Source organism: Martelella mangrovi (assembly GCF_040545495.1).
GTDB lineage: Bacteria > Pseudomonadota > Alphaproteobacteria > Rhizobiales > Rhizobiaceae > Martelella > Martelella mangrovi.
The window spans coordinates 18566-40666 of the sequence record NZ_JBEPLY010000005.1; the positions used below are offsets into that span (position 1 = coordinate 18566).

Here is a 22101-nt window from a genome sequence, read left to right on the forward strand (position 1 = left end):
GAATAGTCATGCGGAACATTCTCAAAGGCCTGCTCGCAGGCGTCGTGCTGGCATCGCTGATGCCGTTTGCCGCCCAGGCGGAAATACACAAGCAGACCATCCGTTTCTCCAGTGCGGGCTCTGAAGGCTCCCCACTGGTGGAGGGGCAGCACAAGTTTGCCGAACTTGTGGAGGAAAAGAGCGACGGCAAGATCAAGGTCAAGGTTTTCCCGGCGGGCATGCTCGGCGGCGATATGCAGGCCGTGTCCTCGCTGCAGGGCGGCGTTCTGCAGGCTTCGGTGATGAATGCCGGCCTGCTGTCGTCGCTGGTGCCGGATTTTGCACTCCTCGACCTGCCGTTTCTGTTTGAAACCCCCGAGGAAGCAGACGCCGTCATGGACGGTCCCGTCGGTGACATCTTCGCCGAGGAGCTCGATGAAAAGGGCCTCGTCGCACTGTCCTACTGGGAACTGGGCTTTCGCGAGCTGACCAACAGCCGCCGCCCGGTGGAAACGGTCGATGATATCGAAGGCCTGAAGATCCGCGTCGTTCAGTCGCCGATCTATCTCGATATGTTCAATGCGCTCGGCGCCAATGCCGTGCCGATGCCGTTTCCCGAAGTCTATACGGCGCTCGAAACCGGGACCGTCGATGGGCAGGAAAACCCCGCACCCAGCATCCTGACGGCCAAGCTCAACGAAGTGCAGGAATACATGACGTTGACCCGGCATACCTACAATCCGATGGTCATGCTCTATTCCAAGCCGCTGTGGGAAAAGCTGGATCCGGATGAGCAGGCGCTGCTGCAGGAGGCGGCGACGGAAGCTGCTGAATACCAGCGCCAGCTTTCGCGCGATTCCGATGCGCAGGCCATCGAGGACCTGAAGGCCGACGGCATGGTCGTCACCGAGCTTTCGTCCGAAGAAGTTGCCCGGTTCCGTGAAAAGACCAAGCCGGTTGCCGATGCCTATGCCGCAAAGGCCGATCCGGAAGTCGTCGAACTGCTGAATGAAAGCATCGCCCAGGTCCGCGACGCGCAATAACCGAAAATTCGGAGCCGCGTCTGAGGGCGCGGCTCCTTGTCACCCCTGTCATTTCAAGGTCAATCAAAATGTTTGGTCCCAATCGCCTCAAATCTCACCTTGCCGCCGGAAAAGCCGCCTATGGTTGCTGGATTGGCGGAGGCTCCGTCCAGAACGCCGAAATTCTCGGTCACGCCGGCTTCGACTTTCTTCTTGCCGATTTCGAACATGGCACCGGCGACACTCGTGAGATCGTGGAAACCCTTCGGGCGATCGAGACCACGCCGACCCCGGCGCTGGTGCGTGTGCCGTGGAACGACCATGTTTTCCTGAAACGCATACTCGATGCTGGCGTGCAGTCGGTGATGATCCCGCAGGTCGAAACCGCGGAAGAAGCCGAAGCGGCCGTCAAAGCCTGTTCCTATCCGCCGCGCGGTATTCGCGGCTATGCCGCCGGCGTGGTGCGCGCCTCGACCTTCGGCAACGAGCCGGGTTACGCGGCCAAGGCCAATGACGAAATCCTGATTGTCGTGCAGCTGGAATCGGAAAAGGCAATCGGCAACGCCGCTGCCATCGCGGCGGTGCCCGGCATCGACGTGGTGTTCATCGGCATCAACGATCTTGCCGGTTCCATGGGCCTTCTGGAACAGACCGGGCATGCGGATGTTCAGGCGCTGGCGAAAAAGGCCGAAGCCGAGATTGCCGCCTCCGGCAAGGTTGCCGGTACTGTGCCCAATGACGGTGCGGATGTGCCAACCCTTCTGGAACGGGGTTACCGCCTGATTGCAGGACCGCATGACGTGGCGCTGCTGCGCGATGCCGGCAAGGCGGCCATGGACGACTACCGGTCCATTCAGACGGCGCGCGAAAACGGTGTTAAGCCGGAAGTCTCCGGGCCGGCGCGGTCTTACTGACTGCGCAAGCGTCTACCGTCGCTTCCGCCCGGTTCCTGCCGGCACTTTCTGATTCCCAAACTGCGAGACGAAAGACATGATCACCGTATTCGGCTCCGTCAACATGGACCTGACGGCCACCGCAAACCGATTGCCCTATCCGGGCGAAACGGTTGGCGGCAACGGTTTTGTGACGGCCGCAGGCGGCAAGGGTGCCAATCAGGCGCTGGCGGCATGCCGGGCCGGAGCACATGTCCGGATGGCCGGTGCGGTCGGAGATGATGATTTTGCCGAGCCGGCGCTTGCCCTGCTGCGTGAAGGCGGCGTCGATCTTGGCGGCGTTGAAACGGTGGCCGGGACGACCGGTATCGCGGTTATCCTCGTTGGCGGTGACGGCGAAAACATGATTACCGTCGTCCCCGGCGCCAATGGCACGCTTCAGGCGCAACAGGCAGAGGATGCCATTGCGGAGATGACGCCGGGCGATACCGTGATGTTGCAGCTCGAAATTCCTGCCATTGCCGTGGAACGGGCGCTCAATTGCGCCCGTGAACGCGGCGTGCGCAGCATTCTCAATGTCGCGCCCCTGACGGAGGATGCTGTCCGTCTCGGCCGTATGGCTGATATCGTTGTCGCCAATGAAACCGAGTTTGAGCTGTTGGCCGGAACCGAAATCAGGGACGCTGAAGCCCGCCGCGCAACGCTTGCAGCACTTCATGCCGAGACCGGGCAGACCTTCGTCGTGACGCTGGGCGGGGAAGGGGCAATCGCCATCGAAAACGGCCGGTTCTTCTCCGCTTCAGGCCTTGCCATCGAACCGATCGACACCGTGGGGGCAGGTGATACGTTCTGCGGTTATCTTGCAGCGGGTCTCGATGCGGGATTGTCGCTTTCCGATGCCATGCATCGCGCGGCCGTTGCCGGTTCGCTTGCCTGCCTCAAGGCCGGCGCACAGACAGCGGTTCCGCTGGCCGCCGACATCAGGTAGGGCCGGGCGTCCTTGAGGGCGGTTCGTGTTGGTGATTGCCATCTGCCAATCTGTTTCGTGGCCTGCGCGCTGACCGGTGCCAAGGCTCCCCCCGTCTCCAATTTGGTGAACGGGTCCACTCGCATCTTGCCATGGACCGTCGGCGCATTTAAGTAAAACACCAAGGGCTGGGTGACTGTCCCTTTTACCGGTCCGCGGCTTTGAACGGCCCGCGAAAACGCACTGTGAGGTTGATGGCAATGATGAATTTCGAAACGGCCCGTGAGAAGATGGTGGAGTGTCAGATCCGCACCACCGATGTGACAGCACACCCGGTTATCTCTGCATTTCTTTCGGTCCCGCGCGAGGCGTTCCTGCCGGCAGCGCTGAAGCCGCTTGCCTATATCGACGAGGATATTCAGGTAAAGCCCGCCACCGCCGAAGGGCCGGCCCGCTACATGATGGAGCCTTCTCCGCTGGCAAAGCTGATTCAGCTTGTCGAAGTGTCGAAGAGCGATGTCGTTCTCGTGGTCGGCGCGGGCGAGGGCTATGCCGCTGCCATTCTTTCGCTTCTGGCCCAGTCCGTTGTCGGCATCGACAGCGACGAGGATCTGGTGCATTCGGCAAGCGAGAACTTCATCGAGCTGGGCTATGACAATGCCGCTGTCGTGGTCGGCGAGCTGACAGCCGGTTATCCCTCCGAAGCGCCCTATGACGTGATTTTCGTCAACGGTGCGGTGGAATACGTTCCCGAAACATTGCTTGAGCAGTTGCGCGACGGCGGCCGGCTGGTCTGCGTCGAGGGCGCTGGCAACGCTGCGCGCGCCAAGGTCTGTCGCCGGGATGGCGATGTGTTTTCCGAGCTCCTGTCCTTCAATGCGGCCGTCAAGCCGCTGCCGGGCTTCACCCGCGAAAAGGCTTTCGAATTCTAGGCACGGCACGCAGATCGTCCGCATCCTTTTAAAAAACTGTGTACGATACTGAAAACACGATGTTTTCAAAAGGGATGGGTGTTGGAATTGGTCTATCGTCAGGTATGATTCGGAACGACGAGAAATTCGCATAAGCGCGCGGAAAGGTTTGTCATGGCGCAGCCGAAGTTGCAGCAGGAACCATCAATGGAAGAAATTCTGGCGTCCATCCGTCGGATTATCGACAGTGGTGAAGATGCCGGACGTTCGCCCGGATACCGTTCCTCGCAGCCGCGTGATGCCGGTCCCAATCCGGGCGACAGTGAAGATGCACCGCAGTCGCACGACCAGATGGACGAAAGCTGGTATCAGCGCGAAGAACAGCCTGTGCATGAGCCGGTGATCGTTTCGCGTCATCATGCGGCCGATGAACCGGTCGCCCCCGAAGAGCCGCAGTCGCCGGAACCGACGCAGTTTGCGCCGCATGAAGCCGAACAGCAGGTCTACGGCGAAGCAGAGCAACATGCCGCGCATGATGCCGTCGAGGAAACGGCGGCAGAGCAGCCTTTTCAGGCGGTCTATCCGGGAACGATGGGTGAGGTGGCCCGCCAGGTGCGCGAAGCAAGCGGCCAGATCCACGAAGCCGAGACGGAAGACAGCGCGGTAAGCAATGACGAGCCTCTGCTGTCCGGGGAATCCGAAGTGCGTATTTCCGAAGCGCTGCGTGAATTGTCCGCCGCGCTTGAGCGTGAAGGCGCCCGCGGCATTGAAGAGATTGTCGCCGAAGAGCTGCGCCCGCTGTTGAGCCAATGGCTTGAAACGCACATGCCGTCGATCGTCGAAAATGCGGTTGCGCGCGAGCTGGAGCGTATGCGCACCGCCAAGCACTGACCACGGCCGGTCACTGGTTATATTCGTCGCCGGCACAATATGCCATTAAGGCCGCCTCCTTCGGGGCGGCTTTGTTGTTGACAGGCTTTGCGCCAAACGCTTAACAACATCTGGCCGTAAACCGGCCCCGGACCGGCTGAATAAAAGGGCCGGAAGATAACGGAAAGACGGTTGGTCGCCCTTCGTTCGGGTTCCGGTCCGATCATTCTTTCAAAGCAGGAATTGGCACAGAAATGCTTGAAAAGACTTATGACGCCAAGAGTGTCGAACCCAAGATCGCACGCCGCTGGGAAGAGCAGAATGCTTTCCGTGCAGGCGCCAATGCAAAGCCGGGGGCGGAGTCTTTCAGCATTGTGATCCCGCCGCCGAACGTGACCGGCTCGCTGCATATGGGCCACGCGCTCAATAATACCCTGCAGGACATTCTGACCCGCTTCGAACGCATGCGTGGCAAGGATACGCTGTGGCAGCCGGGCATGGACCATGCCGGCATCGCCACGCAGATGGTTGTCGAACGCCAGTTGATGGAAAAGCAGCTGCCCGGACGCCGTGAACTCGGTCGCGAGGCGTTTATCGAGAAGATCTGGGAGTGGAAGGATGAATCCGGTGGTCAGATCCTCAATCAGCTGAAACGTCTTGGCGCCTCCTGTGACTGGTCGCGTGAGCGCTTCACCATGGATGAAGGCCTTTCCGAGGCGGTTCTGGAAGTCTTTGTCTCGCTCTACAAGCACGGGCTGATCTATCGCGGCAAGCGCCTCGTCAACTGGGACCCGCAGTTTGAAACCGCGATTTCCGATCTCGAAGTCGAGAACAAGGAAGTCGACGGCCATATGTGGCATTTCAAATATCCGCTGGCCGGCGGCGAAACCTATACCTATGTCGAGAAGGACGAGGATGGAAACGTCGTTCTCGAGGAAGAACGGAACTATATCTCGATTGCCACGACGCGACCGGAAACCATGCTCGGCGACGGCGCGGTTGCGGTTCATCCGTCTGATGAACGGTATGCGGCAATTGTCGGAAAATTCTGTGAAATTCCGGTCGGACCTAAACAGAATCGCCGCCTGATTCCGATTATCACCGACGAATATCCGGACCCGGATTTCGGTTCCGGCGCGGTCAAGATCACCGGCGCGCATGATTTCAACGACTATCAGGTCGCCCGCCGCAACCATATTCCGCTTTACCGTCTGATGAACGAGCAGGCCGAAATGCGCACCGATGGCGAGCCCTATGCGCGGTGCGCCGGGCAGGCCATGGAAATCGCGAAATCGGGCGAACTGCCGGGCGAAGCCGAGGTCGACGATATCAACCTCGTTCCCGATGAATATCGTGGTCTCGACCGCTATACGGCCCGCAAGCGCATTGTCGATGCGATCACGGCGGAAGGCCTAGCGGTCACCGTCAAGGATGACGAGGGCAATGATGCCCCCTTCGTCGAGAACAAGAAGATCATGCAGCCCTTTGGTGACCGTTCCGGCGTGGTTATCGAGCCGATGCTGACGGACCAGTGGTTTGCCGATGCCAAGACGCTGGCCGAACCGGCAATCGCCTCGGTGCGCGAAGGGCGCACCAAGATCGTGCCGCAGAACTGGGAAAAGACCTATTTCGGCTGGCTGGAAAATATCGAGCCCTGGTGCATTTCGCGTCAGCTGTGGTGGGGCCACCAGATCCCGGCATGGTACGGCCCGGATGGTTCCGTCTTCGTTGAAAAGACCGAGGAAGAGGCGCTGGAAGCCGCCATCCAGCATTACATCTCGCATGAAGGACCGTGGAAAGCCTGGGTCGAGGAACAGCTGGAAAACTTCGAACCGGGCAATATCCTGACCCGTGACGAGGACGTGCTCGACACCTGGTTCTCATCGGCGCTGTGGCCGTTTTCGACCATGGGCTGGCCTGAGGAAACGCCGGAGCTTGCCCGCTACTATCCGACCTCCGTACTGATCACCGGTTTCGACCTGATCTTCTTCTGGATCGCCCGCATGATGATGATGGGCCTGCATTTCATGAAGGATGAAGACGGCAATCCGGTCGAGCCGTTCCATACCGTCTACATGCACGCTCTGGTGCGCGACAAGAACGGGCAGAAGATGTCGAAGTCGAAAGGCAACGTCATCAACCCGCTCGACCTGATCGATGAATACGGCGCCGACGCGCTGCGCTTCACGCTTGCCATCATGGCGGCGCAGGGCCGTGACGTGAAGCTCGATGAGAGCCGTATCGCCGGTTATCGCAATTTCGGCACCAAGCTGTGGAACGCCACCCGCTTTGCCGAAATGAACGGCATGAAGCTCGACAGCGCCTTCCGCCCGGACAGCGCCGGCCAGACCATCAACCGCTGGATCCTGACCGAACTTTCGAAGACCGCGGAAGAGGTGACCCGGGCCACCGAGGCCTATCGTTTCAACGAGGCGGCCGGTGCCCTCTATCACTTCGTCTGGCACGAACTCTGCGACTGGTATCTGGAACTGCTGAAGCCGGTCTTCATGGGCGAGGATGAAGAGGCCAAGGCGGAAGCGCAGGCCTGTGTCGGCTATGTTCTGGCCGAGACCTACAAGCTCCTGCACCCGTTCATGCCGTTCATGACCGAGGAATTGTGGGCGCAGATCGGCGGCGAGGGGCTGCTTTGCCATGCCGATTGGCATGTGCCGCTCTACCGCGACGACGAGGCCGCTGATGAAATCAACTGGCTTGTCGATCTCGTCTCGGGTATCCGTTCCGCGCGCTCGGAAATGAACGTGCCGCCCTCGGCCAAGGCCCCGCTGATCTTCGTCGGTGCGAATGCCACGACCCGCGAACGCAGCGCCCGCCATTATCCGGCAATCGAGCGTCTCGCCCGCGTCGATTCGCTCGATTTCGAAAAAATTGCGCCCAAAGGGGCCGCCCAGGTGATCGTCGGTGAGGCAACGGCCTGCATTCCGCTCGGCAGCCTGATCGACGTTTCGGCCGAAACCGCGCGCCTGGAAAAGGCCATCGGCAAGGTCGACAAGGATATCGATCGTTCATCCAAGAAGCTCGGCAACGAGAAATTCATCGCCAACGCCGATCCGGAGGTTGTCGCTACCGAGCGTGAGCGTTTTGCCGAGCTGCAGAAACAGCGCGAACAGCTTGCCACGGCGCTGACCCGGGTGAGCGAAGCCGGTTAAGCGGAACGGTTCGCGCAACGGCAATGAACAAGAGGGGCGGGGCATCTGGTGCGCCGCCTCGGTTTGCTGATAAACTTTTCCCTTTTACAGGCGTCATCCTCGGGCTTGACCCGAGGATCTAATCACCTCGCCACACGAGCGAGGTGGGCTTTTTGTAATGATCTGTTTGAGCCCAATATTTATACCGATACGCCTGTTGCATCGCGACGTGGTTGGACCCTCGGGTCAAGCCCGAGGGTGACGCTGAGAGGGTGGTGCAGGCTTTGTCAGCAGCCCGAGGCGGCGCAATCGTGTCCCGCCCCTTTTCGGCTATCCTACCAGCGCTGATGAACATGGCGGGCGATGCGGTTGCGGTAGATTTCCGCCATTGCTTCCATCACATCGTCGCCGATCACCGGAAGATCGGAGGCGCGCGCATTGCCCTTGGCCTGTTCGGCATTGCGGGCACCGGGAATGGCGACCGTGACGGCTTCGTTCATCAGGATCCAGCGCAGCGCGAAGGCTGCCATGGTCTCGCCGCCGGGCACGTGCTTGCGCACTTCTTCCACCGCGTCGAGCGCGATCTCGAAGGGCACGCCGGCAAAGGTCTCGCCGACATCGAAAGCCTCGCCCGAACGGTTGAAATTGCGGTGGTCTTCCTTGTCGAACCGGGTATCGCGGGTGATCTTGCCGGAAAGCAGGCCGGATGCCAGCGGCACGCGCACGATCACGGCGACATTTTTCCGTTTCGCCTCGGGCAGGAACAGGGATGCCGGGCGCTGGCGGAAGATGTTGTAGATGATCTGGACGCTGGTGACGCCCGGATATTCGATGGCCTTCAGCGCTTCCTCGACCTTTTCGACACTGACGCCGTAATTGGCGATCTTGCCCTTGGCCTTGAGGGCCTCAAGCGCCTCGAACACCTCCGGCCGGTAGAAGGCCTCGGTCGGCGGGCAGTGAAGCTGCACCAGATCGAGCCGTTCCATTTTCAGGTTCTTCAGGCTGCGGTCGATGAAGCCTTCGAGGTTTTCGCGGTTGTAGCCTTCAACCGTATGCGGATCGAGCCGCCGCCCGGCCTTGGTGGCAACGAAGGGTTTTTCGCCGCCGCGGCCCGAAAGCACATCGGCGATGATCTTTTCCGAGCGCCCGTCGCCATAGACATCGGCCGTATCGATGAAATTGATGCCGGCGTCGAGTGCGGCGTTGAGCGCGGCGCGGCCGTCCTCCTCGCTGACCGAACCCCATGAGCCGCCGATCTGCCATGCGCCGAAGCCGATATTGGAGACGGGGCGTCCGGTGCGGCCGAAATTGTGATAATGCATGCGTTCCTCCGGTTGATTTCTGATTCCTGCCCGAATGATGCAGACAGGACAAAGCGCCGGGGCGGCGCTTTTATGCTTGAAATGCTCTCCCCGGGTCTTTTACCCCTCGAAGACCGAAGAAAAAACAGGGAAATGCGATTTGTGACTTCGTTCCGCTTCATACACGCCGCCGATCTGCATCTGGGAAGCCCGCTTTCCGGGCTGATGCTGAAGGACCGGCAGATGGCGGAACGCTTTGCCGCCGCCGGGCGCGCCGCGTTTTCCGCGCTGATCGAATATGCGCTGGCCGAAAAGGTCGATTTTATGGTGATCGCCGGCGATGTCTATGACGGCGCCTGGAAGGACAATCATATCGGCCTGTTCTTCAACCGCGAAATCGCCCGTCTGTCGCGCGCCGGCATCCCGGTCTATTTCCTGCGCGGCAATCATGACGCCGAAAGCATCGTCACCCGCACGATCGCCATGCCCGAGGGCGTTTACGAATTTTCCACCCGCAAGCCGCAAACCTTCGTGCTGGATGACCTGAAAGTGGCGCTGCACGGCCAGGGCTTTGCCGAGCGTGTGGCGGCCGACAATCTGGCGCTTTCCTATCCCGCAGCCCTGCCGGGCCATTTCAACATCGGCGTGCTGCACACCTCGCTTTCCGGCCGGCCGCCGCACGCCGTCTATGCGCCGTGTTCTGTCGCCGATCTCGCCGCGCGCGGCTATGACTACTGGGCGCTGGGCCATGTTCACGCCTTCGAGGCGGTCTCCACCGATCCGCCGGTCATCTATCCCGGCAATCTGCAGGGCCGCAACATTCGCGAGACCGGCCCGAAAGGTGTGGTTCTGGTCACGGTCGAAGACGGCCGCCCGCGCTATGAGCGGATCATGCTCGATTGCGCCCGGTTCGAAACGGTGGAGGTGCCGCTGGGGCCTGAGATGGCAGACGGCGCCATTCCCGCGGCCATCGAGGCCGCGCTGTTGCCGTTCGCCGAAACGGCCGATGAGCGTCCCGTCGCGCTGAGGGTCACGCTTTCGGGCCGGCACCCGGCCGCAGAGCGCATCAAGGCTGCGCGTGCGCAGTGGCGCGATGATGTGCAAGCCGCCTGTCACCGCATTCACGCCGAGCTCTGGCTTGAAAAGCTGGTGATCGACGTCGAGACCACAGATGCCGAAGCGCCGGCGGCTGAAACCGAGCTGCTGGTCGATATCGACGCTCTGGTGCGCGACATTGCATCCGGGCAGACACTGGCTGTTGAGGACATGATTGCAGAAATCGGCCGCAAGCTTCCGAGCGGGGCAGCGCCCGGTGAGCCGCTCTTGGGGGCCGGCGAACAGGAATTGCTGGCCGAGGCGCGCGATATTCTCAGGGCGCGGCTTGCGGGAGAGGGATAGGCATGCGGTTTCTGACGCTTGATCTCATTCGCTACGGCCATTTCACCGGACGCGAAATCGCATTCCGCCCGGATGCCGCGCTTCATGTCGTCTATGGCCCCAATGAAGCGGGCAAATCATCGGCGCTTTCCGCCTTTTCGGACCTGCTGTTCGGCTTTCCCGACCGCGATGTCGGGTTTGATTTTCTCCATGATGCCCGTGATCTCAGAGTCGGGGCTGAAATCCGCGCGCGCGGCGGCGAAACACTTGCTTTCCGCCGGCGCAAGGGGCGCAAGAACACATTGCTTGCGGGCGGAAAGGAAGGCGACAGCGCGCTGAATGACGATGCGCTTTCCGGTTTTCTCGGCAGTCTCGATCGAACCGTCTTCGAGCGCGCCTTCGGGCTTGATTCCGAACGGCTGAGGGCCGGCGCGGCCGAAATGCTGGCCGATGGCGGCGAAATCGGACAGATCCTGTTTTCAGCCGCTTCCGGGCTGACGGGGCTGCGCTCCGTCGGTGAGGCGCTTGCCGCTGATGCCGATCGGATCTATGCCCCGCGCAAGTCGCAAAACCGCAGCTTCTATCAGGCGCTGGAACGTCATGACGCGGCCCGCAAGGCCGAACGTGCACTCGAACTCAATGCCAGCGACTGGAAGGCGCTGCTGCGCGAAGAAAGCGAGATCGAAGCGGAGCTTGCGGCTCTGGGCGAACGCCAGCACGCGCGGCGCACCCGCATGGCCGATCTCGACCGCTTGCAGCGGCTGCGCGGCCTGCTGGCCGAGGTCGACCGGCACGAACGGGCACTGGCGCAATTTGCCGATCTCGAAGCCGTGTCGGAGGAAACCGGCGCGGAACTGGAAAAACGTCAGCAGCGCGAAGCCCGCATGGCTGGTGAGGTCGAGGACAAGACCGCGCGGCTGGTCGTGTTGCGCCATGATTTCGAGGCGCTGAAAATCGACCATGCCCTGCTGGTCCGTCGGGAAGAGGTGAGGCGCCTTTACGCCGAAAGCGGGATTTACACCCAGGCGGTGGAGCATCTGCCGGAGCGCGAGGCGGCGTTTCAGGAGGTGATGTCTGCGCTTTCGCTTCTGGCGTCCGATCTTGGCTTTTCCGAGATTGAAAATCTTGAAAAGAGCAGACCGGACAATGTCTTGCTGTCCGATTTTAAGGCGTTGATAGAAGAAGGACGAAAACGAGAGAGCGAGCTTGTGGCGCTTGAAAAGGGGCTCGCAGAAAACCGTCGCGCCGTAGAGGCGCTTGAAAGCGAGGACGGCGGCGGACAGTTGGTCGATCCCGCGCCCCTTCGCCGCCGTTTCGATGCGCTGCGGCCGGAACTTGTCAAACTCGAAGATGCCGATGCGCTGGATGCCGAGATCTCCGCGCGTGAACGGACGCTTTGCGAAGATGCGGCCGCTCTTCGCCCGGCGGTGGCTGATATTCACGGGCTTTCGCGCGGCGCATTGCCGGATATCGCAGCGGTCAGAACTGCCGGCGATCAGATTGCGGCCTCGCAACAGGCTCTGGAAACGCTTGACCGCAAGATTGCCGAAGGGGCGGCGGAGCGCGAACGGATCGAGGCACAGATGGCGCAGGAGGCCGGCGATGACGCGGTGCTGACGCGTCAGGATATCGCCGCTGTCCGGCAGGAGCGCGACCGGGTTTTCGAGGTGTTTGTCGCGGGAAACGGGACGCGGGAGACCTATCTGGCTTCGGTCGTTGAGGCCGACGGGCTGGCTGATCGCGCGCTCGACAACGCGGAAAAAGTGGCCCGGCATGGCGAATATCTGAAACGGCTGGATGCGCTTCAACGTGAAGCAGACGAACGAGCGCGCGAACGTCAGGAGCTCGCCGGCGCATTGGCGGGCAGAACCGAAGATTTTCGGGCGCTGTTTCAGCCATCGGCCGTCGAAGCCTCCGGGCCGGAGCACATGCTCGAATGGCTGCGGCAGGTCGCACAGCTTTTCGAACGGCGCGAAGTGCTTTACGGCCTGATCGACCGCCGCAAGGGGCTGGAAAAACTGCAAACGGCGCTCGGTACAGGTCTTGCGGAACTTGCCGGCGATGCGGGGGCCGATATGCTGGTTCTGCCGCTGGCGCGTTATGTTGAGGCGCGGATCGAGCGCCTGAGCGAGCGCTGGGAGGATGCCCGCAGGCAGCAGGCCGAGATATCCGCGGCGCGGCAGGCAATTGTCCGTCGCGAGCAGGAGCTTGCAGCGCTGAAGACCGCCGGGGAGGATTTTGCCGGCCGTTATGCGCGTAGCCTTGCAGCCGTCGGTCTCGACGAAGGCACGGGTCTGGCGGCGGCGGAAACGGCCTTGCAGCTATGGGGCAGGGTGCCGTCGCTTGTGGAGCGGAAAGACCGGCTCGGGCGTGAGATTTCGGCAGACCGGGAGCGTATCGAACGGTTCGACGCCGCTGCCGCTGCACTGGTGGAGGGTCTGGCACCGGACCTTGCCGGCAGGACTGCTGCGGATGTGGTGCAAATACTGGGAGAGCGGATCGACCGGAACACGTCGGAGGCGGCGCGGCGCAACACGCTCAAGGAAGCGGCCGATACGCTTGCCGGCGAAACACAGGCACTGAAGGACGATCTCGACGCCTGCCGGGCAGAGCTTGCGGAAATTGCGCATTCCCTGCCGGATGGCGTTGCTGCGGACGGGCTGGCCGCACGGCTTGCCGAACGGGCGGCAATACGCAGGGAGCTTGCCGAGGCGCGTCGCCGTTTTCTGGAAGGCAGCGAGGGGGCTGATGAAGCCGAAACCCGCGCACTTGCCGAAGGGCTGGACGTGATCGCCTGCCGGCAGGAGCGCGAGGCGCTGGCGGCGGAAGAGGCGGAAGACGAAACGGTGCGCGAGGACCTGTTGCAGAGGCGCGCTGCCTGCCGCCACCGCAAACAGGAGCTCGGGCGCGGCGAAAGCGCCGAACAGGCGGCTTTCGATCGGGTTTCGGCCGAAGAAGAGGCGCGCGAACTGGCGCGAGAATGGGTGGTGCTGAAGCTTGCGGGCAATCTGCTCGATGCCGCGATGGAGCGATATCGCGCCGGCCGCGCCGATCCGATCCTCGACAATGCGGCCCGGCATTTCGCAGCGCTGACCATGGGCGGCTTTGATGGGCTGTTGCAGAATTACGGGGCCAATGACGAATTGCTGCTGGTCGCCCGCCGGGCCGATGGCGGTGAAGTGCCGGTCGAGGGGCTGAGCGACGGCACCCGAGACCAGCTTTATCTGGCGCTGCGGCTGGCCTTTCTCGAAGATTATGCAAGCCGCAACGAGCCTGCGCCGCTGATTGTCGACGATATTTTCCAGACCTTTGACGACGCGCGCAGTGCGTCAGGCCTCAAGGCGCTTTCGGCGCTGGGCGGCGATATCCAGACAATCCTGTTCACCCATGAAAAAAGCCTTGTCGATATTGCCCGAAATGAGCTTGGCGACAAGGCTGATATCGTGTTGCTGGAACGATAGTCAGGTTTCGCCGGCGCGGTTGTCCCGGGGCTTGCGGCGGCTCATACCAAGACTCAATGATTAGGACCCATATGATGCGCGCTGGAATGGTCGTCCGAGTAGGAAAATACCGCAGAGCGATGCTTGAGCATCGCGCGAGGATTTTGACGCCCTCGGTGGCCATTCCAGCCGCACCCTTAAAGGGCCGGGCGCTTTTGAAAGCCCGCGTCGTTGAAAATCCTCGCCGTAGCTATGGCTACGACTGCGGTTTTCGCCTAGCCGGCTTTCAAAATCGCTCTGGTCAGATGGGTCCTAATCATTGACTCTTGGTATCAACCGCGTATGCACCTCGATCCGGTGCAGCACGAACAGCACGACGATGCCGAGGATCGAGGAAAATATTCCCAGCGTCCACAGCCCGAGCCCGATGGTCAGGCCGATGGCGCCGGAAAGCCATAACCCGGCGCCGGTTGTCAGCCCCTTGACGGTGCCTTTCTGGAAAAACACGATGCCGGCGGCAAGAAAGGCCACACCTTCGGTGATCGACTGGATCACGCGGGTCGGATCGATGCGCAGCACATCGCTGTCTTCCGGCATCAGGTCCGGCACCTCGGTGGAGACGATGACAAACAGGGCAGCGGCAAGGCTGACGAGAATGTGGGTGCGCAGACCGGCCGAGCGGTTCTGCATCTCCCGTTCAAGCCCGATCAGCCCGCCGAACAGCGCCGCGCCCATAAGCCGGACGAAGAAGACAAGATTTTCGCGACCGCCTGTGGTGGTGATATCGTCAATCAGGGCTTCCATCGTTCTCCCGTCGGGTTGTTAAAGCTGCTCCCGGATCTTTTCGGCATTGGCCGAAAGCACCGCACTGTCTTCCATAACGCCCGAATGCCGCTTGAGGTCCACGCCTTCGTGCCGCGGGATGACATGGAAATGCAGGTGAAACACGGTTTGGCCGGCGGCCGGCTCGTTGAACTGGGCGATGAAAACGCCGTCGGCTGCGAACGCGGTCTTGACGGCGCGGGCCATTTTCTGGACCACGGCCATGGCCTTGCCGACAACCACCGGATCGGCGTCCAGCAGATTGCGTGACGGCTTGCGCGGGATCACCAGAACATGTCCCGGCGCCTGCGGCATCACATCCATGATGGCAATCACGTCGTCATCCTCGTAAAGCCTGGTGGCCGGTATCTCGCCGCGCAGGATCTTCGCGAAGATATTGTCGTCGTCATATTCGGCAATGTGGGTTTCGTCTGCCATGGTATTCACTCCCTTTTGCAAGCGGGCTTGCGTCATTCGCTCTTCTTGTAGGGCGCATGTGCGCTCAGGATATCGTTGAAATGGGCAACGTCTTCCCGTTCGTGAACGAGAAATTCGGCCACCGCGTTTCGCAAGCCTTCATGGGTGATGTAGTGCGCGGAATGGGTGGTGACGGGAACATAGCCGCGCGCCAGCTTGTGCTCGCCCTGGGCGCCGGCCTCGACACGGGCGAGATTGTTGGCGATGGCGAAATCGATGGCCTGATGATAGCAAACCTCGAAATGCAGAAAGCGATGATCCTCGACACAGCCCCAGTGGCGGCCGAAAAGCGCGTCGGACCCGATGAAGTTGATCGCGCCGGCGATATAGCGGCCGTCGCGCTTTGCCATGACGAGAAGAATATCGCGCGCCATGCGTTCGCCGATCAGCGAATAGAATTCGCGCGTCAGGTATGGCCTGCCCCATTTGCGGCTGCCGGTATCCATGTAGAATTCGAAGAACTGGTCCCAGATGTCTTCTGTCAGGTCGTCTCCGGTCAGCCAGTCAATGGTGATGCCGGCCTCGAGCGCCACCCGGCGTTCCTTCTTCAGCGCCTTGCGCTTGCGTGAAGCCAGTGTCTCGAGAAAATCCGCGTAAGCCGCATAGCCCTGATTGAGAAAATGAAACTGCTGGTCGGTGCGATGCAGATAACCGGCATCATCGAAGACGGCCGTCTCCTCCTCCGGCACGAAGGTCACATGGGCAGAGGAGACATCGAGACGGTCGCTCACCGTCATCAGCGCCTCGGCCAGCACCTTTTGCACGGTGGGCTTGTCATAGCCCTCGCGCACCAGAAGATGGGGCGCGGTTGCTGGCGTAAACGGCAGCGAGGCCTGAAGCTTGGGATAATAATGCCCGCCGGCGCGCTCGAAGGCATCCGCCCAGCCATGGTCGAACACATATTCGCCCTGGCTGTGGTTCTTCAGATAGGCGGGCAGGGCGCCGATCAGCTTGCCGTCTTCCGTCTCCAGCAGGAGATGATGGCCAAGCCAGCCGGTCTGAGCGCAGGCCGAGCCTGATTCTTCCAGCGATGAAAGATAGGCGTGGGACAGAAACGGGTTATAGCCCGCACCGTCCAGCCCCGGGCGAACGCCCATGAGCGCGTCCCATTGCTCCGGGGCAATGGCGGTGAAGCTGTTTTCAATCCGGATTTGCAGGTTTTCGCTCAACAGAACTCTCGTCGCCGGTCAGTCACGCGGTATCGAACCCCTCGAATGTCATCTGATCGGCATATTGGAATGTGATCTGGCGGGCGCGGGCATTGCGAACGGTCCAGGTGATGACCGGCACGCCGTTATCGCGCAGGCCCGCGACGAAGTCGTTGGGCAGATCATCATAATAATAGGAGACAAAATCAAGACCGATCGTCATGGCGCGGCGGTGTGCCTCGAATTTTTCCGGTGTGTGGCCGTTGGCGGTCAGCCCGAGCGGGCAGGTGGCGCCTGCCGCCTTCAGCGCCGCCAATATCCCGGCATCGAAGCTCATCAGCGCGTGAGAGCCGGCATAGTTCTTCATCGCGGCCAGCACGGTGGCTGCGAAGCGGTCCGGGTCCGTCGGTCCTGATTTCAGCTCGATGACGAGCGGCACACGGCCATCGGTCGCCTCAAGCAGGGCCTCAAGGCGCGGGATGGTCGCCCCTGACGTGCCGACATTTATTGTTTCGATCTCCGCCGCGCCGAGCGATTCGATGGTGTCGGAACGCCCGCAAAGTCGCACGAGATCGTCGTCATGAAACACGATCACCTTGCCGTCGGCCGAAAGGCGAATGTCGCACTCGATGGCCAGGTCGTTGTCGATGGCGCGGGCAAAGGCGGGAAGCGTGTTTTCCCAGATCGCCTCGTTCATGTCGTGATAGCCGCGATGGGCAATCGGCCGGGCCGTCAGCCAGTCATGGCATCGCATGTCAGGCGATCTCCACGATTGCATCGATTTCAACGGCGGCGTTCAGCGGCAGCGCGGCCATGCCGACGGCAGCGCGGCTGTGCTTGCTCGCATCGCCGAAGACCGCGGCAATCAGGTCGGAGGCGCCATTTATGACCAGATGCTGGTCCGTGAAGTCCGGCGCGGAGGCCACGAAGCCCGACAGCTTCAACACGCGTTTGACCCGGTCAAGATCGCCGTCAAGCGCTGCATTGATCTGGGCGATGATGTTGATGGCGCAGGCGCGTGCGGCCTTCTGTCCGTCTTCCAGCGAAACATCGGCGCCGAGATGTCCTGTGGCGACCATTCTGCCGTTTTCCGTCGGCAACTGACCGGAGATGAACAGCAGGTTTTCGGTGGCGGCGAAGGGGAGGTAATTGGCGGCGGGCGCGGAGGCTGCGGGAAGCGTGATGGAGAGGGCTTTGAGGCGATCTGAAACGGTTTCGGACATATTCGACTCCGGCTGATGAAAGGAATGTATCAACAATTGGCAGAACGGACACATTTCTATACACTTGGGTTACAAAGCCAAGGGGAATATAGATGCGGATATTAGCGGCGACGGGAATTTTCTGGACCACTCTGGCGGTGGGGGCGTTGGCAGCCGGTCCGTCTGCCTCCGGCGTTTCCCTGTTGCCGCACCGTGCGGTCTATGAGCTTTCGCTGGACCGGGCCTCGGCCCAATCGGGAATCGAGGGGCTTTCGGGCCGCTTCGTCTATCTGTTTTCCGGCAGCGACTGTGCCGGCTACACCACTGAAATGCGGATGGTCACCGATGTTGTCCGCGAAAGTGGTTCACTGGTCACCGACCAGGTTTCATCTTCATTCGAAGATCACGGGGCGCTGGCCTTTTCCAACACGCTGTTTTCGGATTTTTCGCTGCAGTCGGAAACCGTCGGCGAGGCGCGGCGCACGGGCAAGGGCGCAGTTTCCGTCACATTCGGCGGCGATGATACGCAGCCGGTCGAATTGCAGGATGCCGAATTCCCGACGGAATACATGGCCAATGTCATTCTGGCGGCGGAAGATGGCCGCCGCACCTATGAGGCGACCTCGTTTGACGGTTCGGGCGAGGATGCCATGCGCGCAGTGACCGTTATCGGCGACCGCCGCGAGGGAAAAGACGGCGAGGCGCGCTGGCCGATAACCTCGGCCTATTTTTCGTTGGGCAAAATGAGCGGCGACGAAACGCCTGATTATGCGATTTCGATGCTGATCTCCGCTGACGGGGTCGGTCGCGATCTGCTGATGGATTTCGGCAATTTCAAGATCGCGGGAAAACTGACCAAACTGGAAAAGCTTGAACGCGCGCCGTGCGAAACCGCGTCGGCAGCACTTTCGGTCAGGCCCTGAAGACGGTTTTTAGGCCAGAGCGTGCCAGATCGCACGTCGGTCGGCCGAAGCTCTTGCAATTTCCTGAAAAACCGGGTATCGCGCCCTCATTCCACACGCAGGCCATGGGGTGTTCCGGGAGAAATCCGGGATGTTCCGCCGGTGACAGGCATTTTGGTGTCTGGTCTTGAGGTCTGCGGAGGTTCAACCGGAAAAGGAGAAAAGGCAATGGCATTGCCCGACTTTACCATGCGCCAGCTGCTTGAGGCAGGCGTTCATTTTGGTCACCAGACCCACCGCTGGAACCCGAAGATGAAGCCCTACATCTTTGGCGACCGCAACAACATCCACATTCTCGATCTCGCCCAGACGGTGCCGATGCTGTCGCGCGCCCTGCAGGTCGTTTCCGACACCGTTGCCCGCAATGGCCGCGTTCTGATGGTCGGCACCAAGCGTCAGGCCTCCGAGATCGTTGCCGATTCGGCTCAGCGTTCGGCCCAGTACTACGTCAACTCCCGCTGGCTCGGCGGTATGCTGACCAACTGGCGCACGATTTCCAACTCGATCCAGCGTCTGCGCAAGCTTGACGAAATCCTCGCCAACGAGGCACAGGGCTTCACCAAGAAGGAACGCCTGAACCTCGACCGCGAGCGTGAAAAGCTCGACCGCGCTCTTGGCGGTATCCGCGACATGGGCGGTGTTCCGGACCTGATCGTCATCATCGACACCAACAAGGAAAAGATCGCCATCGAAGAAGCCAAGCGTCTTGGCATTCCGGTTGTCGCGATCGTCGATTCCAACTGCGATCCGGATGAAGTCGATTACCCGATCCCCGGCAATGACGACGCCTCGCGCGCGATTGCCCTTTACTGCGACCTGATCTCGCGCGCAGCCATTGACGGTATCGCCCGCCAGCAGGGCGCACAGGGCGTCGATCTCGGTGCAGCTTCCGAAGCGCCCGCCGAAACCGCGCTTGAGGACGAAGCCGAAGCTCCGGCTGAAGCGCCTGCCGAAGACGCCTCTGCCGAAAAGCCGGCAGAGTAAGTTTCAGGGTAAAAGGGCTGCGGTCAGACCGCGGCCCGCTCTGTATGCTCAGAAGCGCATCGGTGTTGCCGGTGCGCTTCCTGCAAGAATTTGAGCCGGCGGGCCTTGTCGGTCTGCCGCAGGGGTTTCATCACCCTGTCACAGTACGGGTACACTTCGTTGCCCAACCGGCGGCGTTTTGATGCGACAACGCTGCTAAGCGAATGGACGAGAGGCAAGTTATGAGCACGATTACGGCTGCAATGGTGAAGGAACTGCGCGAAAAGAGCGGCGCAGGCATGATGGATTGCAAAAAGGCGCTCACCGAAAATGACGGCGACATGGAAGCGGCCATCGACTGGCTGCGCGCCAAGGGCATTTCCAAGGCCGACAAGAAGTCGGATCGCACGGCCGCCGAAGGCCTGATCGGCTTTGCTGGCGGCGACACGGAAGCTGTTGTCGTTGAAATCAACTCCGAGACCGACTTCGTTGCCCGCAACGAAGCGTTCCAGACCATGGTTTCCGGCGTTGCCGAAGTTGCGCTGTCGACCGACGGTTCCGTCGATGCGATCGGCGCTGCGACCTATCCGGCAACCGGCAAGAGCGTTGCTGACAGCATCAAGGATGCAATCGGCACGATCGGCGAAAACATGACGCTGCGCCGCGCCGCCAAGCTTTCGGTCGGCTCGGGCGTCGTTGCCACCTACATGCACAATGCCGTTGCCGACGGTCTTGGCAAGCTCGGCGTTCTGGTTGCACTGGAATCGGAAGGCGACAAGGCTGTGCTGGCCGCCATCGGCCGTCAGGTTGCCATGCACGTTGCCGCGACCAACCCGCTTGCTGTGCGCGCCGAGGAAGTCGACAAGGATGTTGCCGACCGCGAACGTGCGGTTTTCCTGGAGCAGGCCAAGGAATCCGGCAAGCCCGCCAACATCGCCGAAAAGATGGTTGAAGGCCGCATGCGCAAGTTCTTCGAGGAAGTCGCGCTTCTGTCGCAGTCCTTCGTCATCAACCCCGACCTGACGGTCGAGGAAGCTGTCAAGGAAGCCGAGAAGGAAGCCGGCGCACCGATCAAGGTTGCCGCCATTGCCCGTCTGGCGCTTGGTGAAGGCGTTGAGAAGGAAGAGAGCGACTTCGCTGCCGAGGTTGCTGCAACCGCCAAGGGCTGATCGTCCAACGGCTGGTAATTTGAAGGGCGCTGCGTGACATTGCGGCGCCCTTCGTGTATCCGGATGGCATTGCTTTTTAGGAGTTTGTGGTTTTGACGAATCCGATTTTCAGGCGTGTTTTGCTGAAGGTTTCCGGTGAGGCCCTGATGGGCAATCAGGGCTTTGGTATCGATGTCAACGTTGCTGACCGGATTGCCTCCGATATCGCCGAGGTCCGCGCCATGGGCGTCGAGGTCGGGATCGTGGTTGGCGGCGGCAATATCTTCCGCGGCGTTGCGGTGGCCTCCAAGGGTGGCGAACGCGTCACCGGCGACCACATGGGCATGCTGGGGACGGTGATCAACGCACTGGCGCTGGCGACCTCCCTGCGCAAGATGGATGTGGATACGGTGGTGCTGTCGGCGATTGCGATGCCGGAGATCTGCCAGTCGTTTTCCCAGCGCGCCACACGCACGCATATGGATGCGGGCAGGGTGGTGATCTTTGCCGGCGGTACCGGCAACCCGTTCTTCACCACGGATTCAGCAGCAGCCCTGCGTGCAGCCGAGATCGGTGCGGAGGCGATCTTCAAGGGCACCCAGGTCGACGGTATCTATTCCGCAGACCCGAAGACCAATCCGGAGGCCACACGCTTCGAAGCGCTGACACACAGTCAGGTGCTGGAACGTGGCCTGCAGGTGATGGATGTTGCCGCCGTTGCGGTGGCACGGGAGAACAATATACCGATTATCGTGTTTTCCATTCACGAACGCGGTGGTTTCGGTCAGATTCTGGCCGGCGGCGGCCGCAAGACAATCGTAACTGACGAATGATGACTGCGCGACGACCCCAAGGGCAGGTCTGGCGCAAGACGGGAGAATGATGATGAGCGATGCAACCGATATGAAAGATCTCGAGCGCCGTATGGAAGGCGCCGTCAACGCCTTTGTCAGCGACATTACCTCGCTGCGTACGGGCCGGGCTTCCGCCAATATTCTGGACCCGGTTCAGGTTGAGGCCTATGGTTCGAAAGTGCCGCTCAACCAGGTTTCCAACATCACCGTGCCGGAGCCGCGCATGCTGTCGGTCAATGTCTGGGACAAGGGCATGGTGAGCGCAGTGGACCGGGCAATCCGCGAATCGCATCTCGGCCTCAATCCGATCATGGACGGTCAGAATCTGCGCATTCCGCTGCCCGAGCTGAACGAGGAACGCCGTCGTTCGCTGGTCAAGGTTGCGCATGAATATGCCGAGAAGGCCAAGGTTGCGATCCGTCACGTTCGACGCGATGGTATGGATGCGCTGAAAAAGGCTGAAAAAGACGGCGATATCAGTCAGGATGACAGCCGTTCGCTGTCGGATGAAGTGCAGAAATTGACCGATGGTTCGATTTCTCGCATTGAAGACTTGCTTGCGGAGAAAGAAAAAGAAATCATGCAGGTCTGATTTTTAACCTGCATTTTTTCAAGAATT

Annotated in this window: 19 protein-coding genes; 13 read left to right on the forward strand and 6 right to left on the reverse strand. The window is 61.0% G+C overall.

What is annotated here, in order from left to right:
* Nucleotides 1-8: 8 nt before the first annotated feature.
* The 6 genes from ABID12_RS09010 (at nt 9) to ABID12_RS09035 (ending at nt 7809) form a co-directional block, all read left to right on the forward strand.
* Entirely contained in the window at nt 9-1022 is a 1014-nt protein-coding gene (locus ABID12_RS09010; RefSeq protein ID WP_354433949.1) for a TRAP transporter substrate-binding protein, read from the forward strand.
* Nucleotides 1023-1090: 68 nt separating this feature from the next.
* The gene (locus ABID12_RS09015) at nt 1091-1915 is read left to right on the forward strand and encodes an HpcH/HpaI aldolase family protein (RefSeq protein WP_354433950.1); all 825 of its coding nucleotides are present in this window, start codon (nt 1091-1093) and stop codon (nt 1913-1915) included.
* 76 nt (nt 1916-1991) lie between these two features.
* Entirely contained in the window at nt 1992-2882 is an 891-nt protein-coding gene (locus ABID12_RS09020; RefSeq protein ID WP_354433951.1) for a ribokinase, read from the forward strand.
* Between the two features lie 242 nt (nt 2883-3124).
* A complete protein-coding gene (locus tag ABID12_RS09025; RefSeq protein ID WP_354434115.1) occupies nt 3125-3793 on the forward strand; it encodes a protein-L-isoaspartate O-methyltransferase family protein in 669 nt (222 codons plus the stop codon).
* Nucleotides 3794-3979: 186 nt separating this feature from the next.
* The gene (locus ABID12_RS09030; protein ID WP_354433952.1) at nt 3980-4663 is read left to right on the forward strand and encodes a PopZ family protein; all 684 of its coding nucleotides are present in this window, start codon (nt 3980-3982) and stop codon (nt 4661-4663) included.
* A gap of 233 nt (nt 4664-4896) precedes the next feature.
* A complete protein-coding gene (locus ABID12_RS09035) occupies nt 4897-7809 on the forward strand; it encodes a valine--tRNA ligase (protein ID WP_354433953.1) in 2913 nt (970 codons plus the stop codon).
* A 314-nt stretch (nt 7810-8123) separates the two neighbouring features.
* Here the strand turns inward: ABID12_RS09035 and ABID12_RS09040 are convergent, their stop codons facing one another.
* Entirely contained in the window at nt 8124-9110 is a 987-nt protein-coding gene (locus tag ABID12_RS09040; protein ID WP_354433954.1) for an aldo/keto reductase, read from the reverse strand.
* 132 nt (nt 9111-9242) lie between these two features.
* Between ABID12_RS09040 and ABID12_RS09045 the strand changes: the two genes are divergently transcribed.
* The gene (locus ABID12_RS09045; RefSeq protein WP_354433955.1) at nt 9243-10487 is read left to right on the forward strand and encodes a metallophosphoesterase family protein; all 1245 of its coding nucleotides are present in this window, start codon (nt 9243-9245) and stop codon (nt 10485-10487) included.
* A gap of 2 nt (nt 10488-10489) precedes the next feature.
* Nucleotides 10490-13927: an ATP-binding protein gene (locus tag ABID12_RS09050; protein ID WP_354433956.1), complete on the forward strand. Its 3438-nt coding sequence runs from the start codon at nt 10490-10492 to the stop codon at nt 13925-13927.
* A gap of 291 nt (nt 13928-14218) precedes the next feature.
* Here ABID12_RS09050 and ABID12_RS09055 read toward each other — a convergent pair whose 3' ends face one another.
* From ABID12_RS09055 to ABID12_RS09075, 5 genes are read right to left on the reverse strand one after another with little or no spacing between them, the layout of a single operon-like run.
* Entirely contained in the window at nt 14219-14710 is a 492-nt protein-coding gene (locus tag ABID12_RS09055) for an MgtC/SapB family protein (protein WP_354433957.1), read from the reverse strand.
* Between the two features lie 18 nt (nt 14711-14728).
* Nucleotides 14729-15166, reverse strand: a complete 438-nt coding sequence (locus ABID12_RS09060; RefSeq protein WP_354433958.1) for an HIT family protein — start codon at nt 15164-15166, stop codon at nt 14729-14731.
* Between the two features lie 32 nt (nt 15167-15198).
* Nucleotides 15199-16374: a GNAT family N-acetyltransferase gene (locus ABID12_RS09065; RefSeq protein ID WP_354433959.1), complete on the reverse strand. Its 1176-nt coding sequence runs from the start codon at nt 16372-16374 to the stop codon at nt 15199-15201.
* Between the two features lie 22 nt (nt 16375-16396).
* Nucleotides 16397-17107, reverse strand: a complete 711-nt coding sequence (locus ABID12_RS09070) for a glycerophosphodiester phosphodiesterase family protein (RefSeq protein ID WP_354433960.1) — start codon at nt 17105-17107, stop codon at nt 16397-16399.
* Nucleotide 17108: 1 nt separating this feature from the next.
* On the reverse strand, nt 17109-17576 hold the full coding sequence (locus ABID12_RS09075; RefSeq protein ID WP_354433961.1) for a RidA family protein: 468 nt from the start codon (nt 17574-17576) through the stop codon (nt 17109-17111).
* 92 nt (nt 17577-17668) lie between these two features.
* On the opposite strand from ABID12_RS09075, the gene ABID12_RS09080 reads away from it, so the two are divergent.
* The 5 genes from ABID12_RS09080 (at nt 17669) to frr (ending at nt 22074) form a co-directional block, all read left to right on the forward strand.
* Nucleotides 17669-18478, forward strand: coding sequence for an EipB family protein (locus tag ABID12_RS09080; protein ID WP_354433962.1), 810 nt, complete (start codon nt 17669-17671; stop codon nt 18476-18478).
* A gap of 207 nt (nt 18479-18685) precedes the next feature.
* The gene (gene rpsB / locus ABID12_RS09085) at nt 18686-19501 is read left to right on the forward strand and encodes a 30S ribosomal protein S2 (protein WP_354433963.1); all 816 of its coding nucleotides are present in this window, start codon (nt 18686-18688) and stop codon (nt 19499-19501) included.
* A gap of 221 nt (nt 19502-19722) precedes the next feature.
* A complete protein-coding gene (tsf, locus tag ABID12_RS09090; RefSeq protein WP_354433964.1) occupies nt 19723-20649 on the forward strand; it encodes a translation elongation factor Ts in 927 nt (308 codons plus the stop codon).
* 92 nt (nt 20650-20741) lie between these two features.
* Nucleotides 20742-21461, forward strand: coding sequence for a UMP kinase (gene pyrH / locus ABID12_RS09095; RefSeq protein ID WP_227023779.1), 720 nt, complete (start codon nt 20742-20744; stop codon nt 21459-21461).
* A gap of 52 nt (nt 21462-21513) precedes the next feature.
* Nucleotides 21514-22074: a ribosome recycling factor gene (frr, locus tag ABID12_RS09100; protein ID WP_354433965.1), complete on the forward strand. Its 561-nt coding sequence runs from the start codon at nt 21514-21516 to the stop codon at nt 22072-22074.
* Nucleotides 22075-22101 lie beyond the last annotated feature (27 nt).

What these genes read in the sequence shown, in the direction of transcription:
- ABID12_RS09010 (WP_354433949.1), top strand. Translation starts at nt 9, where the DNA reads ATGCGGAACATTCTCAAAGGCCTGCTCGCAGGCGTCGTGCTGGCATCG.
- ABID12_RS09025 (WP_354434115.1), top strand. Translation starts at nt 3,125, where the DNA reads ATGAATTTCGAAACGGCCCGTGAGAAGATGGTGGAGTGTCAGATCCGC.
- tsf (WP_354433964.1), top strand. Translation starts at nt 19,723, where the DNA reads ATGAGCACGATTACGGCTGCAATGGTGAAGGAACTGCGCGAAAAGAGC.
- rpsB (WP_354433963.1), top strand. Translation starts at nt 18,686, where the DNA reads ATGGCATTGCCCGACTTTACCATGCGCCAGCTGCTTGAGGCAGGCGTT.
- ABID12_RS09035 (WP_354433953.1), top strand. Translation starts at nt 4,897, where the DNA reads ATGCTTGAAAAGACTTATGACGCCAAGAGTGTCGAACCCAAGATCGCA.
- ABID12_RS09040 (WP_354433954.1), bottom strand. Translation starts at nt 9,110, where the DNA reads ATGCATTATCACAATTTCGGCCGCACCGGACGCCCCGTCTCCAATATC.
- ABID12_RS09050 (WP_354433956.1), top strand. Translation starts at nt 10,490, where the DNA reads ATGCGGTTTCTGACGCTTGATCTCATTCGCTACGGCCATTTCACCGGA.
- ABID12_RS09075 (WP_354433961.1), bottom strand. Translation starts at nt 17,576, where the DNA reads ATGTCCGAAACCGTTTCAGATCGCCTCAAAGCCCTCTCCATCACGCTT.
- ABID12_RS09060 (WP_354433958.1), bottom strand. Translation starts at nt 15,166, where the DNA reads ATGGCAGACGAAACCCACATTGCCGAATATGACGACGACAATATCTTC.
- ABID12_RS09045 (WP_354433955.1), top strand. Translation starts at nt 9,243, where the DNA reads ATGCGATTTGTGACTTCGTTCCGCTTCATACACGCCGCCGATCTGCAT.
- frr (WP_354433965.1), top strand. Translation starts at nt 21,514, where the DNA reads ATGAGCGATGCAACCGATATGAAAGATCTCGAGCGCCGTATGGAAGGC.
- ABID12_RS09020 (WP_354433951.1), top strand. Translation starts at nt 1,992, where the DNA reads ATGATCACCGTATTCGGCTCCGTCAACATGGACCTGACGGCCACCGCA.
- ABID12_RS09070 (WP_354433960.1), bottom strand. Translation starts at nt 17,107, where the DNA reads ATGCGATGCCATGACTGGCTGACGGCCCGGCCGATTGCCCATCGCGGC.
- ABID12_RS09080 (WP_354433962.1), top strand. Translation starts at nt 17,669, where the DNA reads ATGCGGATATTAGCGGCGACGGGAATTTTCTGGACCACTCTGGCGGTG.
- ABID12_RS09015 (WP_354433950.1), top strand. Translation starts at nt 1,091, where the DNA reads ATGTTTGGTCCCAATCGCCTCAAATCTCACCTTGCCGCCGGAAAAGCC.
- ABID12_RS09030 (WP_354433952.1), top strand. Translation starts at nt 3,980, where the DNA reads ATGGAAGAAATTCTGGCGTCCATCCGTCGGATTATCGACAGTGGTGAA.
- ABID12_RS09055 (WP_354433957.1), bottom strand. Translation starts at nt 14,710, where the DNA reads ATGGAAGCCCTGATTGACGATATCACCACCACAGGCGGTCGCGAAAAT.